We start from the raw sequence: 18,413 nt of genomic DNA on the forward strand, positions 1-18,413 counted from the left end.
CTAGTAATTAATCAATTCAGTAATCTTAGCCTTTACTTTTTCAGTAGATGGAATCATAGTTTGCTCTAATGTTGAATTAAGTGGAATAGCTGGCATATTTTCACTACCAATAGTCATTACAGGAGCATCTAAATATTTAAAACAGTCTTCTTGAATTTTTCCTGATAAAGCTCTAGCAAAACTATTATTTGAAGGTTCTTCAGTCACAACTAAACATTTACCTGTTTTTTTGACAGACTTCATAATAGTATCTTCATCTAAAGGATATAAAGTTCTTAAATCAATAATTTCAATTTGGTCACGCATATTTAATTCACCTGAAGCATTATAAGCCCAATGCACTCCCATTCCATATGTCACAATAGTTAAGGTTTCTACCGCTTCTTGTTTCCATATTTCTTGTAACACCCACGCTTTTCCAAAAGGCAACACGTAATCTTCTGAAGGTTCCACAGATGTTGCTGTTAAGGTTCCTGGCACCTTGGACCAATACAAGCCTTTGTGTTCTAGAATGACAACTGGATTTGGGTCATAATATGCAGCTTTCATTAATCCCTTTAAATCAGCTCCATTACTAGGATATGCTATTTTGATACCACGAATATTAGTAATAACACTTTCTACTGAAGAAGAATGGTAAGGACCACCACTTCCATAGGCTCCAATAGGTACACGAAGAATCATACTCACTGGCCATTTACCATTTGACAAATAGCAACTTCGACTTACTTCAGTAAACAACTGATTAAGTCCTGGCCAAATGTAATCTGCAAATTGAACCTCAACAATTGGTTTTAGACCAACAGCACTCATACCAACTGTAGACCCAACTATAAAGGCTTCTTGAATTGGGGTATTAAATACACGGTCATCACCAAACTTTTGTGCTAAAGTAGCTGCTTCTCTAAACACACCTCCTAATCGTCCTCCAACATCTTGTCCATATAACAAACACTCTTTGTGCTGTTTCATTAATTCTTCAACAGCAAACAAAGCACAATCTACCATTACTACCTTGTCTGCTCCTTCAGGAGAACGCTCTCCTTTTTCATCAGTAATTGGAGTTGGTACAAAATCATTTGTGAATAAATCTTCTGGTTTTGGATCTTCAGCTTTTAGTGCTTTTTTAAAATCTTTTTCTACTTTCGCTTTCGCGGAATTCTCTATAGCTTGAATATCCTTTTCAGAAAAACCATTATCTAATAATTGTTGTCTAAAAACTGGATAAGGATCACGAGAACGTGCTTCTTCTAAATCATCACGATACCATTCCATACGCACACCAGATGTATGATGATTTAATAATGGTACTTTAGCATGCACTAAAAATGGTCGACGTTCTTTTCTAATTATATTGATTACTTTTTCAATAGCTTCATAACTTTCCATAAAATTTGCACCATCAATTGAGATGGCATCTAAACCATGAAAACCCTGTGCATATTCAAAAGCATTTTGTGCTCTTGTTTCTTCAGCATTGGCTGAAATATCCCAACCATTATCTTGTACCAAATAAAGGATGGGCATTTGTTTTAAAGCAGCCATTTGAAAGGCCTCTGCAATTTCACCTTCTGTGACTGAAGCATCGCCCAAACTGCAAACTGTAATTGGTTTGAGACCTCTCGACTCTACTCGAGGTGACAGTTTAGTAGCTTCATCATCTATATTCTGTAATTCTTTATACTGCATTCCCATAGCTACACCTGTAGCTGGAATTGCCTGCATTCCTGTTGCAGACGATTGATGAGGAATTTTTGGCTTGTCATCATCTTTTAAACTTGGATGTGAATAATAGGTTCTACCAGCAGAAAATGGATCTTCTTTTTTAGCTAACAATTGTAGCATTAAATCATAAGGTTGTAATCCAAATGATAATAACATCGCATCATCTCTATAGTAAGGAAACGCATAATCTTGAGGTAATAGTTGCATACCTAAAGCGGTTTGAATTGCTTCATGTCCTCTGGATGTAGCATGCACGTATTTGGATACTTGTTTGAAATTAGCTTCATATAACTCTGCCATTGCTTTGGCAGTGCATAAATTCGCAAATCCTTTTTTTAATATGTCTTTATTCATTTTTATTTTATTTGTCATTCGGAGCGGAAGCGAAGAATCTCGTAAAAACAATTACCTCGTCATTAGATCTGATATTGACAATTCAACTATATTTTTCTATTGACATCAAATTGCTCAAAATAGTCAGCAACACGACGCACAAAACTACCTCCTAGAAACCCATCAACTACTCGATGATCAAAGGATAGAGACAAATACATCATGCTTCGAATAGCTATCTCGTCTCCTTTTTTAGTTGTGATCACTTCTGGTCGTTTTTTAATAATTCCTAACGCGAGAATAGCGACTTCTGGTTGATTTATTATAGGAGTTCCCATAACACTTCCGAAGGTTCCTACATTGGAAATAGTAAATGTACTTCCCTGAATATCATCTGCCTTTAAATTATTCTCTCTTGCCTTATTAGCCAATTCATTAACCTTGGTCGCTAAATTTTTTAAGTTTTTGGAATCTGCATTTTTTACTACTGGGACAATTAAATTACCACTAGGTAATGCCGTTGCCATTCCAATATTGATATCTTCTTTTACAATAATTTTATTACCATCTACAGATGCGTTAATATTTGGAAAATCCTTTACCGCTTTAGCAACTGCTTCAACAAATAAAGGTGTAAAGGTCAAACGTTCTCCATACTTTTCTTGGAACGCAATCTTATTATCATTTCTCCATTGTACCATATTAGTCATATCTGCTTCAACATAAGCTGTCACATGAGGCGATGTATGTTTAGAATACACCATATGGTCTGCGATCATCTGTCGCATACGATCCATTTCTATCACTTTCCCTTTTCCTTTATCGAAAGTGAGTTGTGGAATGCGATACGCTGTTGGATCTTGAGTTATTGGTTGTGCAAATTTATATGGACGACCATCTTCTATATACTGAAAAACATCGCTTTTTCTTAATCTTCCTTCATGTCCAGTAGCAGGAATCCTACTTAATTCTTCAAAACTAATATGGTGTGCTTTAGCTATTTTAACTACTAAAGGTGAAAAGAATTGATTTGAATTTGATGTTGAAAATGATTGTGATTGAGATTCCTTGACTGGACTCGGAATGACAGTCCGTTTCTTACTAGGCTTGTTTGTGCTTTGGTGAGACCCTTCGCTTTTACTCTGAATGACAGTCGTTTTCTTTTTTGAAGTTGAACCTTTTCCATCTGTTTTTATAATGGCCACGGTTTCTCCTATTTTGATAACATCATTCGCTTCAAAAAGAATCTCTTCAATTATTCCACTTACATTTGATGGCACTTCAGAGTCAACCTTATCAGTAGCAACTTCTAAAAGCATTTCATCTTCTTCAATAGCATCGCCAACATTTTTAAACCAAGTTATTATAGCTGCTTCGGTAATACTTTCGCCCAACTTGGGCATTTTAAATTCTACTTTTGACATTCTTATATTTATATTGTTAGATTCCTCGACTTTACTCGGAATGACAATTTTTATTATTTTGTTCGCGTTAGCGATTAAACGGTCTGTTTGAGCTCCTTGAAAAGAGCAAGTAGTGAAAGCGCGACCCTTGAGGTAACGCCCAACTACTTTTTCATAAAATCACGAAGCGTTTTATAAACATCTTCTTGAATTTTCATTTCTCTAGGCACCTCTCGTAATGGCTCAACTTCTTTTAGAGTGTCTTGACAATCCTTAGGTAATTGTTGATATAATTGCGTGCCTTTAGTTTTCCATTCGATCATTTCATCAGTAACGCTTTTAATTACTTTGGCAGGGTTTCCAACGACTAAACTTCGTTTCGGAATTATCGTTTCAGCTTTTACAAATGCCATAGCACCTACTATAGACTCGTCACCAATTTCTGCATCGTCCATAACAACTGCATTCATTCCAATCAAACAATTTTCGCCCAAATTAGCACCATGAATAATAGCGCCATGACCAACATGAGCACTTTCTTTTAATGTTATTGATTTTCCGGGAAACATATGTACAGTACAATTTTCCTGAACATTTACACCATCTTCTAACACAATTTGTCCCCAATCTCCACGAATTGCTGCACCTGGACCAATATAGCAGTTTTTACCAATAATGACATTTCCTGTTACAGCAGCCAATGGATGCACAAAACTACTTTCATGCACAACTGGAATATACCCTTTAAAACTGTAAATCATAATTATTTAAATCCTTTCAATTTTTCTTTGGTAAAATCGGAAAGCACTAAACGTCCACTTGTTTGAGCACGTTTTGCTAAAAGTTCATCCCAATCGTCTGTACCTTTCCAGAATATTTTTTTCATTTCTAACATAGCTTCAACATTATAAGTGCATAAATGCTCTGCCGTAGTTTTAACAGCTTCGTCTAGTGCTTCTGTACTATCAAAAACATGTGTAAATAAGCCTTTCTGTTTAGCCCATTCTGGTGGATAAAAAGAATTCGCATCAATGGCTATTTGAGACATGGCGCTTAATCCCATTTTTCGTTCTATGGCTGGACCAACAACAAATGGCCCGATACCAATATTAAGTTCACTCAACTTTATTGCTGCGAACTTTGTTGCCATACAATAATCGGTAGAAGCAGCTAAACCAACTCCTCCTCCAACGGTTTTACCTTGAATTCGTCCGATGATAAACTTAGGACATTTTCGCATGGCATTAATAACGTTAGCAAAACCTGAAAAGAATACTTTTCCTGTTGCAGCGTCATTGATGTTAATCAGTTCATTAAAACTGGCTCCAGCACAGAATGTTCGGTCTCCACCGCTTTTTAAAACGATAACTTTTATGGCATCGTTTTTACCAGCTTCGGTAATTGTATTTGCTAAATTAGCCAATACGTCGCCTGGTAATGAGTTGTGCGCAGGATGAAAAAATTCAATATATCCTACTTCGTTTTCTATGGTTTGTTTTACGTATGGTTGTGTCATGATTTCTGTAAAGTTATCTTTTCAATTTTCTTAATATAATCTTTTGAAGTTTTCATATCAGGATTTAACTCCAGTGCTTTATTGAAACTTTCTAATGCTTTTTTATAATCTTCAATTACAAAATAAGCTTCGCCTAAACTGTCATAAGTATTAGCATTTTCAGGGAATTCTTCCGTTAAAAACTTGAATACTTCAATCGATTGTTTATACTGTTTTTCGTTTAATAAATCGTAACCGAAATTATTCAAATCGTTTAGCGCAAAGTCATAGGTAACGGTATCGCTTTTAAGGTTTCTAAAATTTTGAAATGCTTTACTCGGATTGTCGTTGAAATCAAGTCTAAAAATAGATGATAAGTTGAGTTTGGGGTATGTTATTACCATCGGTTCTATATCTCTAAAAAACAGTTGCTCCCAATCTCGAATAGCTTCATCTGAGGTATTATTTACCATTAAAATGATACCATAATTAGAATCTGGACAAATCAAGATACCACTTTGGATTCTGTTTGAGGTTCCCGTTTTTGAATAATAAAAACCTTCTTCTTCGGCAGTATCTATATTTTGCCAGAGGTAACCAATCTGTTCATCATCTTCTTTATCTACAAATAAGACACGTGATGTTTCTTTTACCCAAGGTTCATTTTTATTTTCGATTAGATATTGCATGTATTTAGCTAAATCTGGCAAACTGGAAATTGCACCTCCTGCTGCACCATAAACTGGATCATGATCTATAGGTGCGAGAACATCGCCTTTATACCCTTTAACCAATCTTTCTATAAAGTTTTGAGATGCTTGAAGATAGGTATCATTCATTCCTAACTCTTTAAAAAACATCTCTATCTGCTGGGCAAAAGGCTTCTTATTCACCTTCTCTAGAATATACGCTAGTAATTCAGGACCAATTGAGTTGTAAGCATAAATTGTTCCTGGTTGTTTATCTACCTCAACTGCTTTCAATTCTTTTAATAAATGATCTATAGTATAGACATCAGATTTATAATCATAAGTGCCGTTTGTAACTTTATTTCTAATAGCTTCAAAACCTTTTGTGAGTTTGTTTTTTAAGCCCATGCTATGGGTTAAAAGATGTTTTATGGTAATCGGATGCCCTTTAAATTCTAGATTTGAATAATCGCCTTCTAAATACTTTCGAATGTCATCATCTAAATTAATCTTTTCTTCCAAAACAGCTTTAGCAACTAAGGACCCTGTGAATGTTTTTGTGATTGACGCTATTTCATAAAGGGAACTGTCATTCGGTTTGTTATTAGCAACTTTATCTATTTCACCATAATAGTTATGATACATTTCACCATCTTTATAAATGGCTAATGCAAATGAGTTTACATTACCGTTTTGAAGTGTATTCTCAGCATATTGATCTACAATTTCTGCAAACATCTGAAAGGTTTTTCCTTCAGAAATCATTACCTCCTTAGACTCTTTTGATGAATTACAATTAGCAAGAATCAAAAACAAGAATATCACTTTTAAATGTTTCATTTTACAGAATTCCGAATTGTTCAAAATGATGATTTAAATGTTTTCTTTCTAGTAAATACCATTCGTACTTATTTAATTCTCCAAAAACCATATTATTTAAAACCGCATCAGGATGCTCTTTGAAATATTCTAAATATGCCTCTCGTTGTGATTTAAATGCTTCAATGGCTGTTGCTAAATCTTCATGTTTCAAATCATCAAGTGTATCTTTTTCTAATAAAGGGAACTGACTGTTTTTTGGAAACTTATCGTAATTCCATAGGCTATTTTTTACTTTTCCTAAAATCTTTTCAGGTGTTGACACTTTAAAATCCTGAATATCTCCAGCTGCGATTTTATATGTATACTCCAAATGTTCAATCATGTGTTGAGGTGACATAATTCCCCATTTTGGTTTCAAGCCTTCTGATAGTTTTGACAAACATTTATCAATATTTTCATTAGTCATTTCAACAAAGGCCTCTTGTTTCTTTTGAACCATTGTAAGAATTGTTGCAACAGCAACTAAAGGGCTATCTTTTTCATTTTTTTGACTTTCAGGTCTATTTTCGAAATTAGCATCGAAGACTTCAACATGCCATTTTACAATTCCGCTAGGATGTTCAGCTGAAGCGACGTCTCTATCTACTTTTTCTTTACAAGTCAATCTTACATAGATAGTGTCGTTGTGATATAATGGTCGTAAAAATCGAATACTATCTAACCCATAATTAGCTGCAACAGGTCCTTTGTTAGGATACACAAATAATCCTGCAGCTGCAGAAATAATGAAGTAACCATGTGCAGTTCTTTTTTCGAAAATACTTCCGTCTAAAGATGTAATATCAGTATGCGCATAAAAATGATCCCAAGTTAAATTGGCAAAATTACTAATGTCTGTATCCGTAAATGTTCGTTTATGTGTTTTGAGTGACATACCTGGTTGAATGTCTTCCCAGTAATATTTAAATGGATGTTGCTCTGCTTCTTTATATTTAGCGTTTTGTTGATAAATCCCTGTTATTTCAGTAATAGTAGAGGGTGAACCTTGAATTGCAGTACGCTGTAAATAATGTTTAATACCTCGCATTCCTCCCATTTCTTCTCCACCACCAGCACGACCAGGACCACCATGAACTAAGTATGGTAATGGTGAACCATGACCTGTACTTTCTTTAGAACTTTCTCTATTAAGAACTAAAATTCGTCCATGATGAGATGCTGCGTTAATCACATAATCTTTAGCAATTATATCATCATTAGTAACTATTGAGGACACTAAAGAACCTTTACCCATTTGTGCTAAAGTAATCGCTTCATCTAAAGATTTATAAGGCATTATTGTACTTACTGGACCGAAAGCTTCACGTTCATGAATGACTGGGTTTTTGAATGGATGGTCAGCTCTTAACAAAATTGGACTAATGAAAGCCCCTTTGTTAGCATCTGCTCCAATGGTATTAATTTTATCTAAATCTCCATAAACGATCTGTGCATCTTTTGCCAGATCATTTACTGAATCTTTTACTGCTTGAACTTGTTGGCGACTCACTAAAGCTCCCATTCTAACTTCTTTTAACCTTGGATCTCCAATAGTTACTTTATCTAAAGCTTTTCCGAGAGCAATCTGAACATCTTCAACTAAGTTCTCAGGCACAATGATACGTCTAATCGCGGTACATTTTTGTCCAGCTTTAACTGTCATCTCTTTCCGAACCTCTTTAATAAATAAATTAAATTCAGGTGTTCCTGGAATAGCATCTTCTCCTAAAATAGAGGCATTTAAGGAATCTGCTTCCATTGTAAATGGCACAGATTCTTGAATTAATCTTGGATGCGCTTTTAATAAACGACCAGTAGCTGCAGAACCAGTAAAAGTGACCACATCTTGTGACTCAACTGTATCTAAAATTGTTTTTACCGTTCCATTTATGATTTGAAGCGCTCCTTCAGGAAGAATACCAGAATCAATTATTGTTCGAGCTACAGCTTCTGCCAGGTATGATGATGAAGGTGCTGGCAACACTACTGCTGGTACTCCAGCCATCCAGTTTACAGCACACTTTTCTAGCATTCCCCAAACCGGAAAATTAAAGGCATTAATATGAACAGCGACTCCTTTTTTTGGCACCATAATATGATGCGCCATAAAGCGTCCTCCTCTTGACAAATCTATTGGATCGCCTTCAACGTGATAGGGTTGGTTTGGAAATAATTTTCTTAATGATGCATTAGCGAATAAATTTCCAAATCCACCTTCAATATCAATCCAGCTATCAACTTTAGTCGCACCTGTTCGATAACTCAATTCATAAAACGCATCTTTTCGTTTTGTAAGATATAATGCTAATTTCTTAAGCATATTACCACGCTCTTGAAATGTCATTTTTCTAAGTTGTTCGCCTCCTTTGGTTCGTCCGTAGTTTAAGATTTCAGGAATATCTAGACCTTCAATAGCAACGCTAGTAAAAGCCTCACCAGTAACAGCATCTAAAATTGGTGTCCCATCTTCTTTTCCGGTTGTCCAATTACCTTGAACATAATGTTGTATTTTTTCCATGTTAACTCTTGTAGTCTTCTATTTGTTTTGCGAAACTATCTTCATCTTTAAAAGCGATTAAATTCCCATCTGGATCTTTAAATTTAGCAATGGTTCCCCAACTATGCTCTTGATAATCAACACTTATATTTTGGCTTTTCAATCTATCAGAATATTGTTTTACATCTCTTACATTAATTCTAATACAGCTATAATTTCTGCTTTTAGGATCATTATTTAAGTACTCTAATCTATCTTCTATTTCAACCATAAGATATGTTCCAAAAAAGTCAAAACAAGTCAATTCTTTATTTTGAAACAAAATAGGAAGGTTTAATATTTCTTTATAAAAAACAATGCATTGCACGTATTTTTTTACATACAGAATTAAGCCTGTCCTTTTTATATCCATCTATAAATTTACATTTTCAATTATCGCTGCATACCCCTGTCCGACACCAATACACATTGTAACTAATGCATATTTTTTTTCTTGTTCTATCAATTCCAAAGCTGCAGAATATGCTATTCTTGCTCCTGTAACACCTAAGGGATGACCAATAGCGATTGAACCACCATTTGGATTTAATCTTGGATCGTCATCTGCTAATCCCCAGGCTCTAGTACAAGCTAATGCTTGAGCAGCAAAAGCTTCATTTAGCTCAATCACATCTATATCATCCATAGTTAGTCCTGCTTTTTCTAACGCTTTATTAGACGCTTGCACTGGGCCTATTCCCATAATTCTAGGTTCTACACCAACAACTGCTGAACTCACAATTCTAGCTAATGGTTTAAGATTATATTTTTCAACAGCGTCCTCTGAAGCAATTATTGTTGCTGCTGCACCATCGTTTAATCCTGAAGAATTTCCTGCAGTTACGCTTCCTCCTTCTTTTTTAAACGCTGCTCGTAATTTACCTAACACTTCTAATGATGTATTTGGTTTCACAAATTCGTCTTTGGCAAATCGGATTGGATCTTTTTTTCGCTGTGGAATTTCTACAGTAATAATTTCTTTAGCTAGTCTACCATTCTCTTGAGCTTTGGTTGCTTTCATCTGACTCCAATACGCAAACTTATCTTGATCGATTCTTGAAATGGCATATTTAGATACTAAGTTTTCGGCCGTATTTCCCATACCATCTGTTCCATACATTTCTTTCATTTTAGGATTAATAAAACGCCATCCAAATGTTGAATCGTAAAGCTTAGAATCACCACCAAAAGCAGTAGATGGTTTAGCCATTACGTATGGTCCACGAGTCATATTTTCGACACCTCCTGCAACAAATACATCACCATCACCAGCTTTAATTGCACGATTGGCATGAATAATTGCAGACAAACCAGAACTACACAATCTGTTTACTGTTTCTCCTGGGACAGTAAATGGTAATCCTGCTAATAGAGAAGACATACGTGCTACATTACGATTATCTTCTCCAGCTTGATTAGCACAACCCATAATGACATCGTCATAAGCTTCTTTTGGTATGCTTGGATTTCTATTAACAACTTCTGAAATCACCAATGCTCCTAAATCATCTGTTCTAACAGCAGATAAAGTTCCTTTATAATTTCCAATTGGAGTTCTTACTCCGTCAATGATGTATGCTTCTTTCATTCTTCCCAATCTTTTTGAGTTCTATATACAACGCCTTTAAAAAGCGCAACTAGTTCATCACCACGCTTTACTTCGATGATATTAAACCCTAATTTATTATTTACTTGTTCTATTACTGATTCAGCTACTAGATAATCCCCTTGATCTAATGCTTCAATATGATTGATACTTGTTTCAATAGATACCGCATACTTTCCATGCGTATTAGCTGCAAAACCAAATGCAGTATCAGCTAACGAGTAACTTATTCCACCATGAGCTTTATTCATACTGTTAAGCATATCTTTTGTTATGGTCATTGCTACTTTACAGCGACCAATTTCACATTCTAAAATCTCAATACCTAACCATTGACTATAGGCATCTTGACTTAACATTTTATATGGAATATCTTTTCCTTTCATTTTCTATTTAGTCTTTAAGAGCAGAAAAGACATGGTAATCTCTCATTATGAGATTCTTCGCTTTGCTCTGAATGACAATATTAATTAAAGAATGTTTTTTTTTTTTTTTTCAATTTTCTTAATAACGGACTACAACGATATCTATCTTCATGATATTCGTCATACAATCTATCTAATGCTTCAACACATTTATCGATTCCTATTTCATCTGCCCAAGTTAATAACCCTTTAGGATAATTAACACCTTTAGTCATAGCATTATCAATGTCTTCAGCAGAAGCAATATTTAAAAACAACGCATCAGCAGCTTCGTTAATTAGCATCACTAAAATACGATTGCATATTTGTTCAGCAAGCACCTTATCTTCAATTGGATTAGTTTTTTTTGCTCCCTCAGAATAATCATAATACCCTCTTCCTGATTTACGGCCTAAATAACCTGCTTCAGAAAAACGTTTTTGGGTAAATGCTGGTTTGTATCTGGGATCGAAATAGAATGCTGTAAACACAGTTTCTGTTACTGTGTAATTAACATCGTTTCCAATAAAATCCATCAATTCAAATGGTCCCATTCTAAAACCTCCAATAGTTTTTAAACTCCAATCAATAGTAGCAAAATCTGCAATACCCTCTTCATAAATTTTTAGAGCTTCGCCATAAAATGGTCTTGCCACTCTATTAACAATGAATCCAGGCGTGTCTTTGGCTACTGCCACTACTTTTTTCCAATCGGAAATCGTATCAATTGATTTTTGAAGTACATTTTCAGAGGTTTGAATCGCAGGAATGACCTCAACCAACTTCATTAAAGGTGCTGGATTGAAAAAGTGAATACCTACACAACGTTCTGGTTTTTGTAATGATGCAGCAATTGATGCTATTGACAAACTTGAGGTATTTGAAGCAATAATACAATCCTCTGTAACATAACTTTCTAATTCAGAAAAAACTTTCTTTTTAATATCAAGATTTTCTATAATAGCTTCGATGGTCAAATTCGAATCAGACAACTCCTTTAAACTATTTACATAGGAGATATTAGATTGAATTCTATGTTTCTCTTCTACATCGATTCGTCTTTTTTCAATAAGACGATTTAATATTTTCTCTAAGGCTGCTTTAGCTTTATCTAATGCGACTTGATTGGTATCGTATAATTTCACTAGACAGCCAGCTGTTGCAGCAACTTGTGCAATACCACTTCCCATTGTTCCACCACCTATTATTCCTACATTCATATTATTTTCCTTTGAATTCTGGTTTACGTTTTTCGATAAATGCAGCAACACCTTCAGCATAATCTTCACTTTGTGCTGCTTCTATTTGTAACTTTGATTCTAATGCAAGTTGTTCTTCTAAGCTATTAGTCATAGATTGATTAAAGAGTTCTTTAATAAACCCAAGCGCTTTTGTTGGCATATTAGCTAATTTTAAAGCCAGTTTATGAATAGTTTCATCAAATTCAGTAAATAAGACACATTTATAAATCATTCCCATTTTTTCTGCATCGCTAGCTCCAATTTTATCACCTAACATCGCTAGAGCTAATGCTTTTTGATACCCAATTAATCTTGGTAAAAAGAAAGTTCCTGCACTATCAGGAACCAGACCAATTAAGCTAAATGCTTGAATAAAGCTTACTTTCTCGTGTGCAACAACTATATCACAAGCTAAGGCAATATTTGCTCCAGCTCCTGCCGCAACACCATTGACAGCTGCAATGACAGGCTTTTTAATCTCACGTATTCTTGTGATGATTGGATTATAATGTTCTTCTAATATTTTTTTAAATCCAGGATTTAAATCTGGATCAGTGACTTCTTTTAAATCTTGACCAGCACAAAATGCTTTTCCGTTTCCTGTTAGTACGATTGCTCTCACGGCATCATCAGCTTCACAATCATCCAATATAGATTGTAGGCTTAAAGCCATTTCGCGATTGAAACTATTGAAAACTTCTGGTCTATTGAGCGTTATGTACGCTACTTTGTTTTCAATTTTTAAGAGAATTGAATTATTGCTCATACCTTATTATTTATTTATTTTCCAGACCATTTTCGCGTTAGCGATTGAACGGTTTGTTTGAGCTCCTTGAAAAGAGCGAGTAGTGAAAGCGCGACCCTTGGGTAACGCCATACTTACTTTAAACATTTAAAATAGTCAAACGGTTCTTGACAATCATCACACTGAAATTGTGCTTTGCATGCAGTAGAACCAAATTGACTTACTAATCTTGTATTCTGAGAACCACAATTGGTGCACTTCACTAATCGTTTCTCATTTAGTAATACATCTTTATCGGCTTCGGCTTCTAAAGGTGCTGCTATACCGTAATCTTCTAGAGCTTTTCTACCTCTTGGTGTAATCCAATCTGTCGTCCAAGCTGGATGCAAGATTAAATCAACTTCAGATTGATAACCTGCATCAAGTAATGCTTTTTTTATATCATCTCCAATCACATCCATTGCTGGACATCCACTGTAAGTTGGTGTGATTTCGACTTTTACAAGATTGTTAATAATGATTGCAGAACGAACAACTCCCATATCCATAATTGACAATACTGGAATTTCTGGATCAGAAACTTGTTCAAGTATTGGCAAAAGATTTTTGTCGATATTCTGTTCTGTAGTTGTCATATTACCATTCCATATTGGGATAAGCACGTTGCATGTATTGTAAATCGGCTAATAGATAACCTAAATGTTCTGTATGCACACCTTCTTTTCCACCTTTTTGAAACCACTTTGATTCTGGAACTTCAAGTGTAGCTTCTTCTAAAAGTTGACTAACTTGAGTATAATATGTCTCTTTTAGTTTAGTGACATCAACTCCAACACCATCTTGTACCATAGCTTTATCTGCTTCAGTTTGATGGAATAATTCGTCGGTGTAGGTCCATAAACTATTAATAGCCTCTTGCATTTTTTCTCTACTTTCGTCTGTTCCATCTCCTAAACGCTTTACCCAATCTGAAGAAAAACGTTCATGATAGCTCACTTCTTTGATACATTTGTTAGCAATTGCAGACAATGTTAAATCGGTACTTTTCTGTAATTCAGAAAGGAAAGCCAAATGATACACATCAAATAGAAATTGACGACCAATAGTAAATGCAAAATTAGTATTAGGTTGTTCAGTTAATAATACGTTTTTGTAGTCACGCTCTTTTCTAAGCATTGCAATATCATCTTCTGTTCTGTTGTCTCCAGCGATTTTTGCTGCATATTGAAAATAGCTTCGTACTTGTCCGAATAAATCTAAAGAAATATTAGTACAAGCGATATCTGTTTCTAAACTTGGTCCATGACCGCAAAGTTCTCCCATTCTTTGTCCTAGAATAAGGCTATTATCAGCAATACCAAGAATATAGTTATATAGATTCTCTTTCATTACATATGTTTTACTTCGTCAGGCAAATCATAAAATGTTGGATGACGATAGATTTTATCTTGAGCAGGTTCGAAAAGTTCTCCGTTGTTTTCAGGGTTAGATGCTGTAATATGTTTAGATTCTACCACCCAAATACTTACACCTTCGTTTCGTCTTGTGTAAACATCGCGAGCATTTTCTAGAGCCATATCTGAATCTGCAGCGTGAAGGCTACCACAATGTCTGTGTTCTAATCCGTTTTTACTTCTTACGAAGATTTCCCATAATGGCCAGTTTTTTGTTGACATAACTTATAATGCCTGCAAAAGCAGGTATCTTATTAATTAAAACTTTACTTTCTAATTTTATTATTATTTAGATTCCAGTTGACACTCAAATCCGACCAACTTGGATTCATTTCTTCTATTAATTTAATCTTCCAATCTCTTTTCCTTTTCTTGAATTGCCTTTCTCTTTTTTCTGCTGCACTTCCATTTTCATACTCCTCAAAATATATCATTTTATCACAGTTATATTTTGCTGTAAACGATTTTGGATGAATTTTCAATTTATGTTCTTTAACTCTTTCTTCAATATTGTTTGTTACTCAAATATAAATTACTCCATTGCGCTTATTTGTCATTATATAGACATACCAATGTTTCATTTTATCGATTATGAGACCTCTTTTTTCAAAGAGGTTCTGTTTCTTTTCTTTTCTGCATAAGCCATTGCCGCATCTCGAACCCATGTTCCACGTTCCCATGCACCAACTCTAGCTTTCATTCGTTCTTTATTCATTGGTCCATGACCTTTAACAACTTGCCAAAACTCATCCCAATCAATTTCGCCAAAATCATAACTTTGACGCTCTTCATTCCATTTTAAGTCAGGATCTGGAATTGTTAATCCAATTAGTTCAGCTTGAGGGACAGTTTGATCAATAAATTGCTGACGCAAATCATCGTTCGATTTACGTTTTAATTTCCATTTCATAGATTGTTCTGTATGCACTGAAACGTCATCTGTTGGACCAAGCATCATTAAACTAGGCCACCACCAGCGATTTAAAGCATCTTGAGCCATATCTTTTTGCTCTGGTGTTCCTTGAGCCAATTTCATCATGATTTCAAAACCTTGTCTTTGATGAAAGCTTTCTTCTTTACAAACACGAATCATCGCTCTGGCATAAGGTCCATAAGATGTATTACACAAGGGTACTTGATTAATAATTGCAGCTCCATCAACCAGCCAGCCTATGGCTCCCATGTCTGCCCATGTAATCGTTGGATAATTAAAAATACTAGAATATTTAGCTTTTCCTGTATGCAACTGTTCATACATTTCATCTCTAGAAATCCCTAATGTTTCGGTAGCCGAATACAAATAAAGTCCATGTCCAGCTTCATCTTGAACCTTGGCTAAAAGTGCTACTTTACGCCTTAAAGAAGGCGCTCTAGTAATCCAATTTCCTTCTGGTAACATCCCAACTATTTCAGAATGGGCATGCTGTGACATTTGCCTGATATGTGTTTTGCGATACTTCTCAGGCATCCAGTCTTTAGGTTCAATTTTTTCATCACGAGCAATACGCGCTTCAAATTGTTCTTCTAAATTTTTAATCTGATCTTCACTCATAGTTTTTAACTTTTAGTGGTACAATTTTTCTTTTTCAATATATTTTAGACATCAAAATCTACAACTACTTTTTCAGTAGTTGGAACAGCTTGACAACTTAAAACTAGATTTTGACTTACTTCTTTATCGTCTAATGCATAATTAATTTTCATCTCAACTTCACCTTCTTTTACTTCACATTTACATGTACTGCACACACCACCTTTACAGGCAAAAGGCAAATCAGCTCCTGCATTTAGTGCAGCATCTAAAATGTTATCATACTCCTTTGTCATGGTAAACGCAAATTCTTTTCCACCATCTACAATAGTAACTTCTATGCCTTCAACATTTTGTTGGGCTAAACGTTCAGCGCGTTTAATGTCTTCTTCGGAAAGTCCTGTTACAAATAATTCGTAATGGATTAAATCTTTTGACAATCCAGCACCTATAAGATACTCACTCACATAATTCACCATGGCTTCTGGACCACAAAGAAATACTTCGCTCGTATCTGGAATATCAATAAATGTATTAGTAAGTACTTTCATTTTGACATCATCAAATCGCCCATTGAACAATTCGATATCGCGACGCTCCTTAGTTAGGAAATAGTATATCTCCAATCTTCCAAAATAGGTGTTTCGAAGTTGCTCAAGTTCTTCTTTAAAGATTATGGATTTTGCAGTTTTGTTCACATAAAACAACTTGCAAGTTGAATTAGGTTCGGCTTTTAAATGTGCTTTGATCATTGATAGAACAGGAGTGATACCACTACCTGCAGCAAAAAACAAATAGTTTTTTGAAGCTTTTGGTTGCACTTCGACACCAAAATTTCCGGTTGGAGCCATCACCTCAATCTGATTTCCAGCTTGTAATTTTTGATTTATATAGGTAGAAAACTTTCCTCCTGGAATCTGTTTAACAGCGACTTTCCATTGATTTTCAATTGGGCTTGAGCACAAAGAATATGAACGACGAATATCTTCGCCATTGATTTCTTCCTTTAAGGTTAAATGTTGTCCCTGACGAAACTTAAATGTGTTTTGTAAATCCTGAGGAATATCAAAAGTAACTACTGAAGTATCTTCAGTTTCTTTGTAAATATCTGCTACTTTTAAGGAATAAAATTCTGCCATATTGCAACTTAGTAATTCAACTAACACTTGTTAGTTTAGTGAACAAAGATACAAAATTTAATTCTTAATTAGTTGTTAATTCCCTCGATGAGAATTTCGCTCAAGTTGTTAGCTAAATCGTTTGCGTTAAGGTCTTCTTTTTTTGGGATCCACAAATACAATGAACGCAAAGTTGTTAACATTGAAAACATAATAATTTCTGGGTTACTGTGTTTAATTTCCGAAGAGGAAATCCCTTCTTTAATAATATTTAAGAAGTTTGTTTCATAGTCATTACGGAGTTTTAAATAATGGTCTAGCTGATCTTCAAGGTGCATCCAATCACTATTTAATGATGCCATAGCATTTGTATTATTAGCTGTAATATTTACGTGTAGTGAGACAATGTTTTTGAGTTTTGAAATGGTAGACACATCTGATTGAATGATATTTCCCATTCCATCAGTAAATTCTTCAGCAACAGTAATAATTATTGCTTTTAATATATCTTGTTTAGAGTTGATATGATTATAAAGGCTTGCTGCTTTGATTCCCATAGCTGTTGCTAGATCTCGCATAGTTACTGCACTAAACCCTTTTTCTTTAAAAAGCCTAGCAGCAGTTGCAATAATTTCTTCTTTACGGGCTTCTGATTTCATTTACAACTTTATGCTTTTCAAAGACTCGAAGTCTGTGATTGTTGACTGTTTATATTCTAAAGTCCAGCCTAATGAATTCGTTAAAATGTAAAACTTTGCCAATTCGCTTAAAAGCCTGTTTTTAGCGTTTAATTTCAACTCAGAAGCTTCTACTTTTTTCATTAAAGACTTTTTTACAGTGTCTTTAATTTCATTATAGTCTTTCGCTTCAAATTGATTAAAATAGTCGGCTTGAATATCATAATATTTAAAATCGGGATTTACTTTAATTTCTTCTTTTGGAATACTCAAGATTTCAAGTGTTCTAGTAGCTTCATTTATTTGATATTCAATTAGACTTAAATCATATGCAATAGAAACATCTGCATTTACGACAACTAATGCTTTTTTTTCAGCTTCTATCAAGTCTCCAATAATACTTTTAGAATTCTCGTAAGAAAACACTTCACTAAAATGACCTTCAGTTACCACTAATTTACCAACATTTTTAATCTGCTTTTGAATAAGCGCTGAGTTTTCTTGAAGAATTATTTCTCCTTCCTTTTGATCTCCACAATATTTAAAAGTAAAAAGTACAATTAATGTAATAATTACACCGAATAGAATTTTTCGC

General features: G+C 34.6%; 19 protein-coding genes. All 19 read right to left on the reverse strand.

Annotation, left to right across the window (positions count from 1 at the left end; translation table 11 throughout):
- Positions 1-2,079, reverse strand: coding sequence for a thiamine pyrophosphate-dependent enzyme (locus tag AB8B90_RS01675; protein ID WP_405333023.1), 2,079 nt, complete (start codon positions 2,077-2,079; stop codon positions 1-3).
- Between the two features lie 86 nt (positions 2,080-2,165).
- Complete coding sequence (locus AB8B90_RS01680; protein ID WP_405333025.1) at positions 2,166-3,482, reverse strand: dihydrolipoamide acetyltransferase family protein; 1,317 nt, start codon at positions 3,480-3,482, stop codon at positions 2,166-2,168.
- Positions 3,483-3,625: 143 nt separating this feature from the next.
- Positions 3,626-4,222 (reverse strand): transferase hexapeptide repeat family protein, encoded by a 597-nt coding sequence (locus AB8B90_RS01685; protein ID WP_405333027.1) that lies wholly within the window; start codon positions 4,220-4,222, stop codon positions 3,626-3,628.
- A gap of 2 nt (positions 4,223-4,224) precedes the next feature.
- Entirely contained in the window at positions 4,225-4,977 is a 753-nt protein-coding gene (locus AB8B90_RS01690; protein WP_405333029.1) for an enoyl-CoA hydratase/isomerase family protein, read from the reverse strand.
- Positions 4,974-6,485, reverse strand: a complete 1,512-nt coding sequence (locus AB8B90_RS01695) for a serine hydrolase (RefSeq protein ID WP_405333031.1) — start codon at positions 6,483-6,485, stop codon at positions 4,974-4,976. Before AB8B90_RS01695 ends, AB8B90_RS01690 begins: the two co-directional genes overlap by 4 nt.
- Position 6,486: 1 nt before the next feature.
- The gene (paaZ, locus tag AB8B90_RS01700) at positions 6,487-9,024 is read right to left on the reverse strand and encodes a phenylacetic acid degradation bifunctional protein PaaZ (protein WP_405333033.1); all 2,538 of its coding nucleotides are present in this window, start codon (positions 9,022-9,024) and stop codon (positions 6,487-6,489) included.
- A 1-nt stretch (position 9,025) separates the two neighbouring features.
- Entirely contained in the window at positions 9,026-9,415 is a 390-nt protein-coding gene (locus AB8B90_RS01705) for a VOC family protein (protein ID WP_405333035.1), read from the reverse strand.
- Positions 9,416-10,630 carry a 3-oxoadipyl-CoA thiolase gene (gene pcaF / locus AB8B90_RS01710; RefSeq protein WP_405333037.1) on the reverse strand — a complete coding sequence of 405 codons (1,215 nt, stop codon included), beginning with the start codon at positions 10,628-10,630 and terminating at the stop codon, positions 9,416-9,418.
- On the reverse strand, positions 10,627-11,034 hold the full coding sequence (locus AB8B90_RS01715) for a hotdog fold thioesterase (RefSeq protein WP_405333039.1): 408 nt from the start codon (positions 11,032-11,034) through the stop codon (positions 10,627-10,629). The genes pcaF and AB8B90_RS01715 overlap by 4 nt, the downstream gene beginning before the upstream one ends.
- An 80-nt stretch (positions 11,035-11,114) precedes the next feature.
- On the reverse strand, positions 11,115-12,272 hold the full coding sequence (locus tag AB8B90_RS01720; RefSeq protein WP_405333041.1) for a 3-hydroxyacyl-CoA dehydrogenase NAD-binding domain-containing protein: 1,158 nt from the start codon (positions 12,270-12,272) through the stop codon (positions 11,115-11,117).
- 1 nt (position 12,273) lies between these two features.
- Positions 12,274-13,059: an enoyl-CoA hydratase-related protein gene (locus tag AB8B90_RS01725; RefSeq protein WP_405333043.1), complete on the reverse strand. Its 786-nt coding sequence runs from the start codon at positions 13,057-13,059 to the stop codon at positions 12,274-12,276.
- 113 nt (positions 13,060-13,172) lie between these two features.
- A complete protein-coding gene (gene paaD / locus AB8B90_RS01730; RefSeq protein WP_405333045.1) occupies positions 13,173-13,673 on the reverse strand; it encodes a 1,2-phenylacetyl-CoA epoxidase subunit PaaD in 501 nt (166 codons plus the stop codon).
- A 1-nt stretch (position 13,674) separates the two neighbouring features.
- Entirely contained in the window at positions 13,675-14,427 is a 753-nt protein-coding gene (gene paaC / locus AB8B90_RS01735; protein WP_405333047.1) for a 1,2-phenylacetyl-CoA epoxidase subunit PaaC, read from the reverse strand.
- Complete coding sequence (gene paaB / locus AB8B90_RS01740; protein WP_405333049.1) at positions 14,427-14,714, reverse strand: 1,2-phenylacetyl-CoA epoxidase subunit PaaB; 288 nt, start codon at positions 14,712-14,714, stop codon at positions 14,427-14,429. Before paaB ends, paaC begins: the two co-directional genes overlap by 1 nt.
- A 44-nt stretch (positions 14,715-14,758) precedes the next feature.
- Positions 14,759-15,001 (reverse strand): GIY-YIG nuclease family protein, encoded by a 243-nt coding sequence (locus AB8B90_RS01745; protein ID WP_405333062.1) that lies wholly within the window; start codon positions 14,999-15,001, stop codon positions 14,759-14,761.
- A gap of 80 nt (positions 15,002-15,081) precedes the next feature.
- Complete coding sequence (gene paaA / locus AB8B90_RS01750) at positions 15,082-16,044, reverse strand: 1,2-phenylacetyl-CoA epoxidase subunit PaaA (protein WP_405333051.1); 963 nt, start codon at positions 16,042-16,044, stop codon at positions 15,082-15,084.
- 44 nt (positions 16,045-16,088) lie between these two features.
- Positions 16,089-17,162: a 2Fe-2S iron-sulfur cluster-binding protein gene (locus AB8B90_RS01755; protein WP_405333053.1), complete on the reverse strand. Its 1,074-nt coding sequence runs from the start codon at positions 17,160-17,162 to the stop codon at positions 16,089-16,091.
- Between the two features lie 68 nt (positions 17,163-17,230).
- Entirely contained in the window at positions 17,231-17,800 is a 570-nt protein-coding gene (locus tag AB8B90_RS01760) for a TetR/AcrR family transcriptional regulator (RefSeq protein WP_405333055.1), read from the reverse strand.
- A partial coding sequence (locus tag AB8B90_RS01765; RefSeq protein WP_405333056.1) for a DUF4230 domain-containing protein occupies positions 17,801-18,413 on the reverse strand: 613 nt, incomplete at its 5' end. It abuts the gene before it with no gap.

The sequence above is a fragment of the Psychroserpens sp. genome (assembly GCF_045105015.1).
GTDB lineage: Bacteria > Bacteroidota > Bacteroidia > Flavobacteriales > Flavobacteriaceae > Psychroserpens.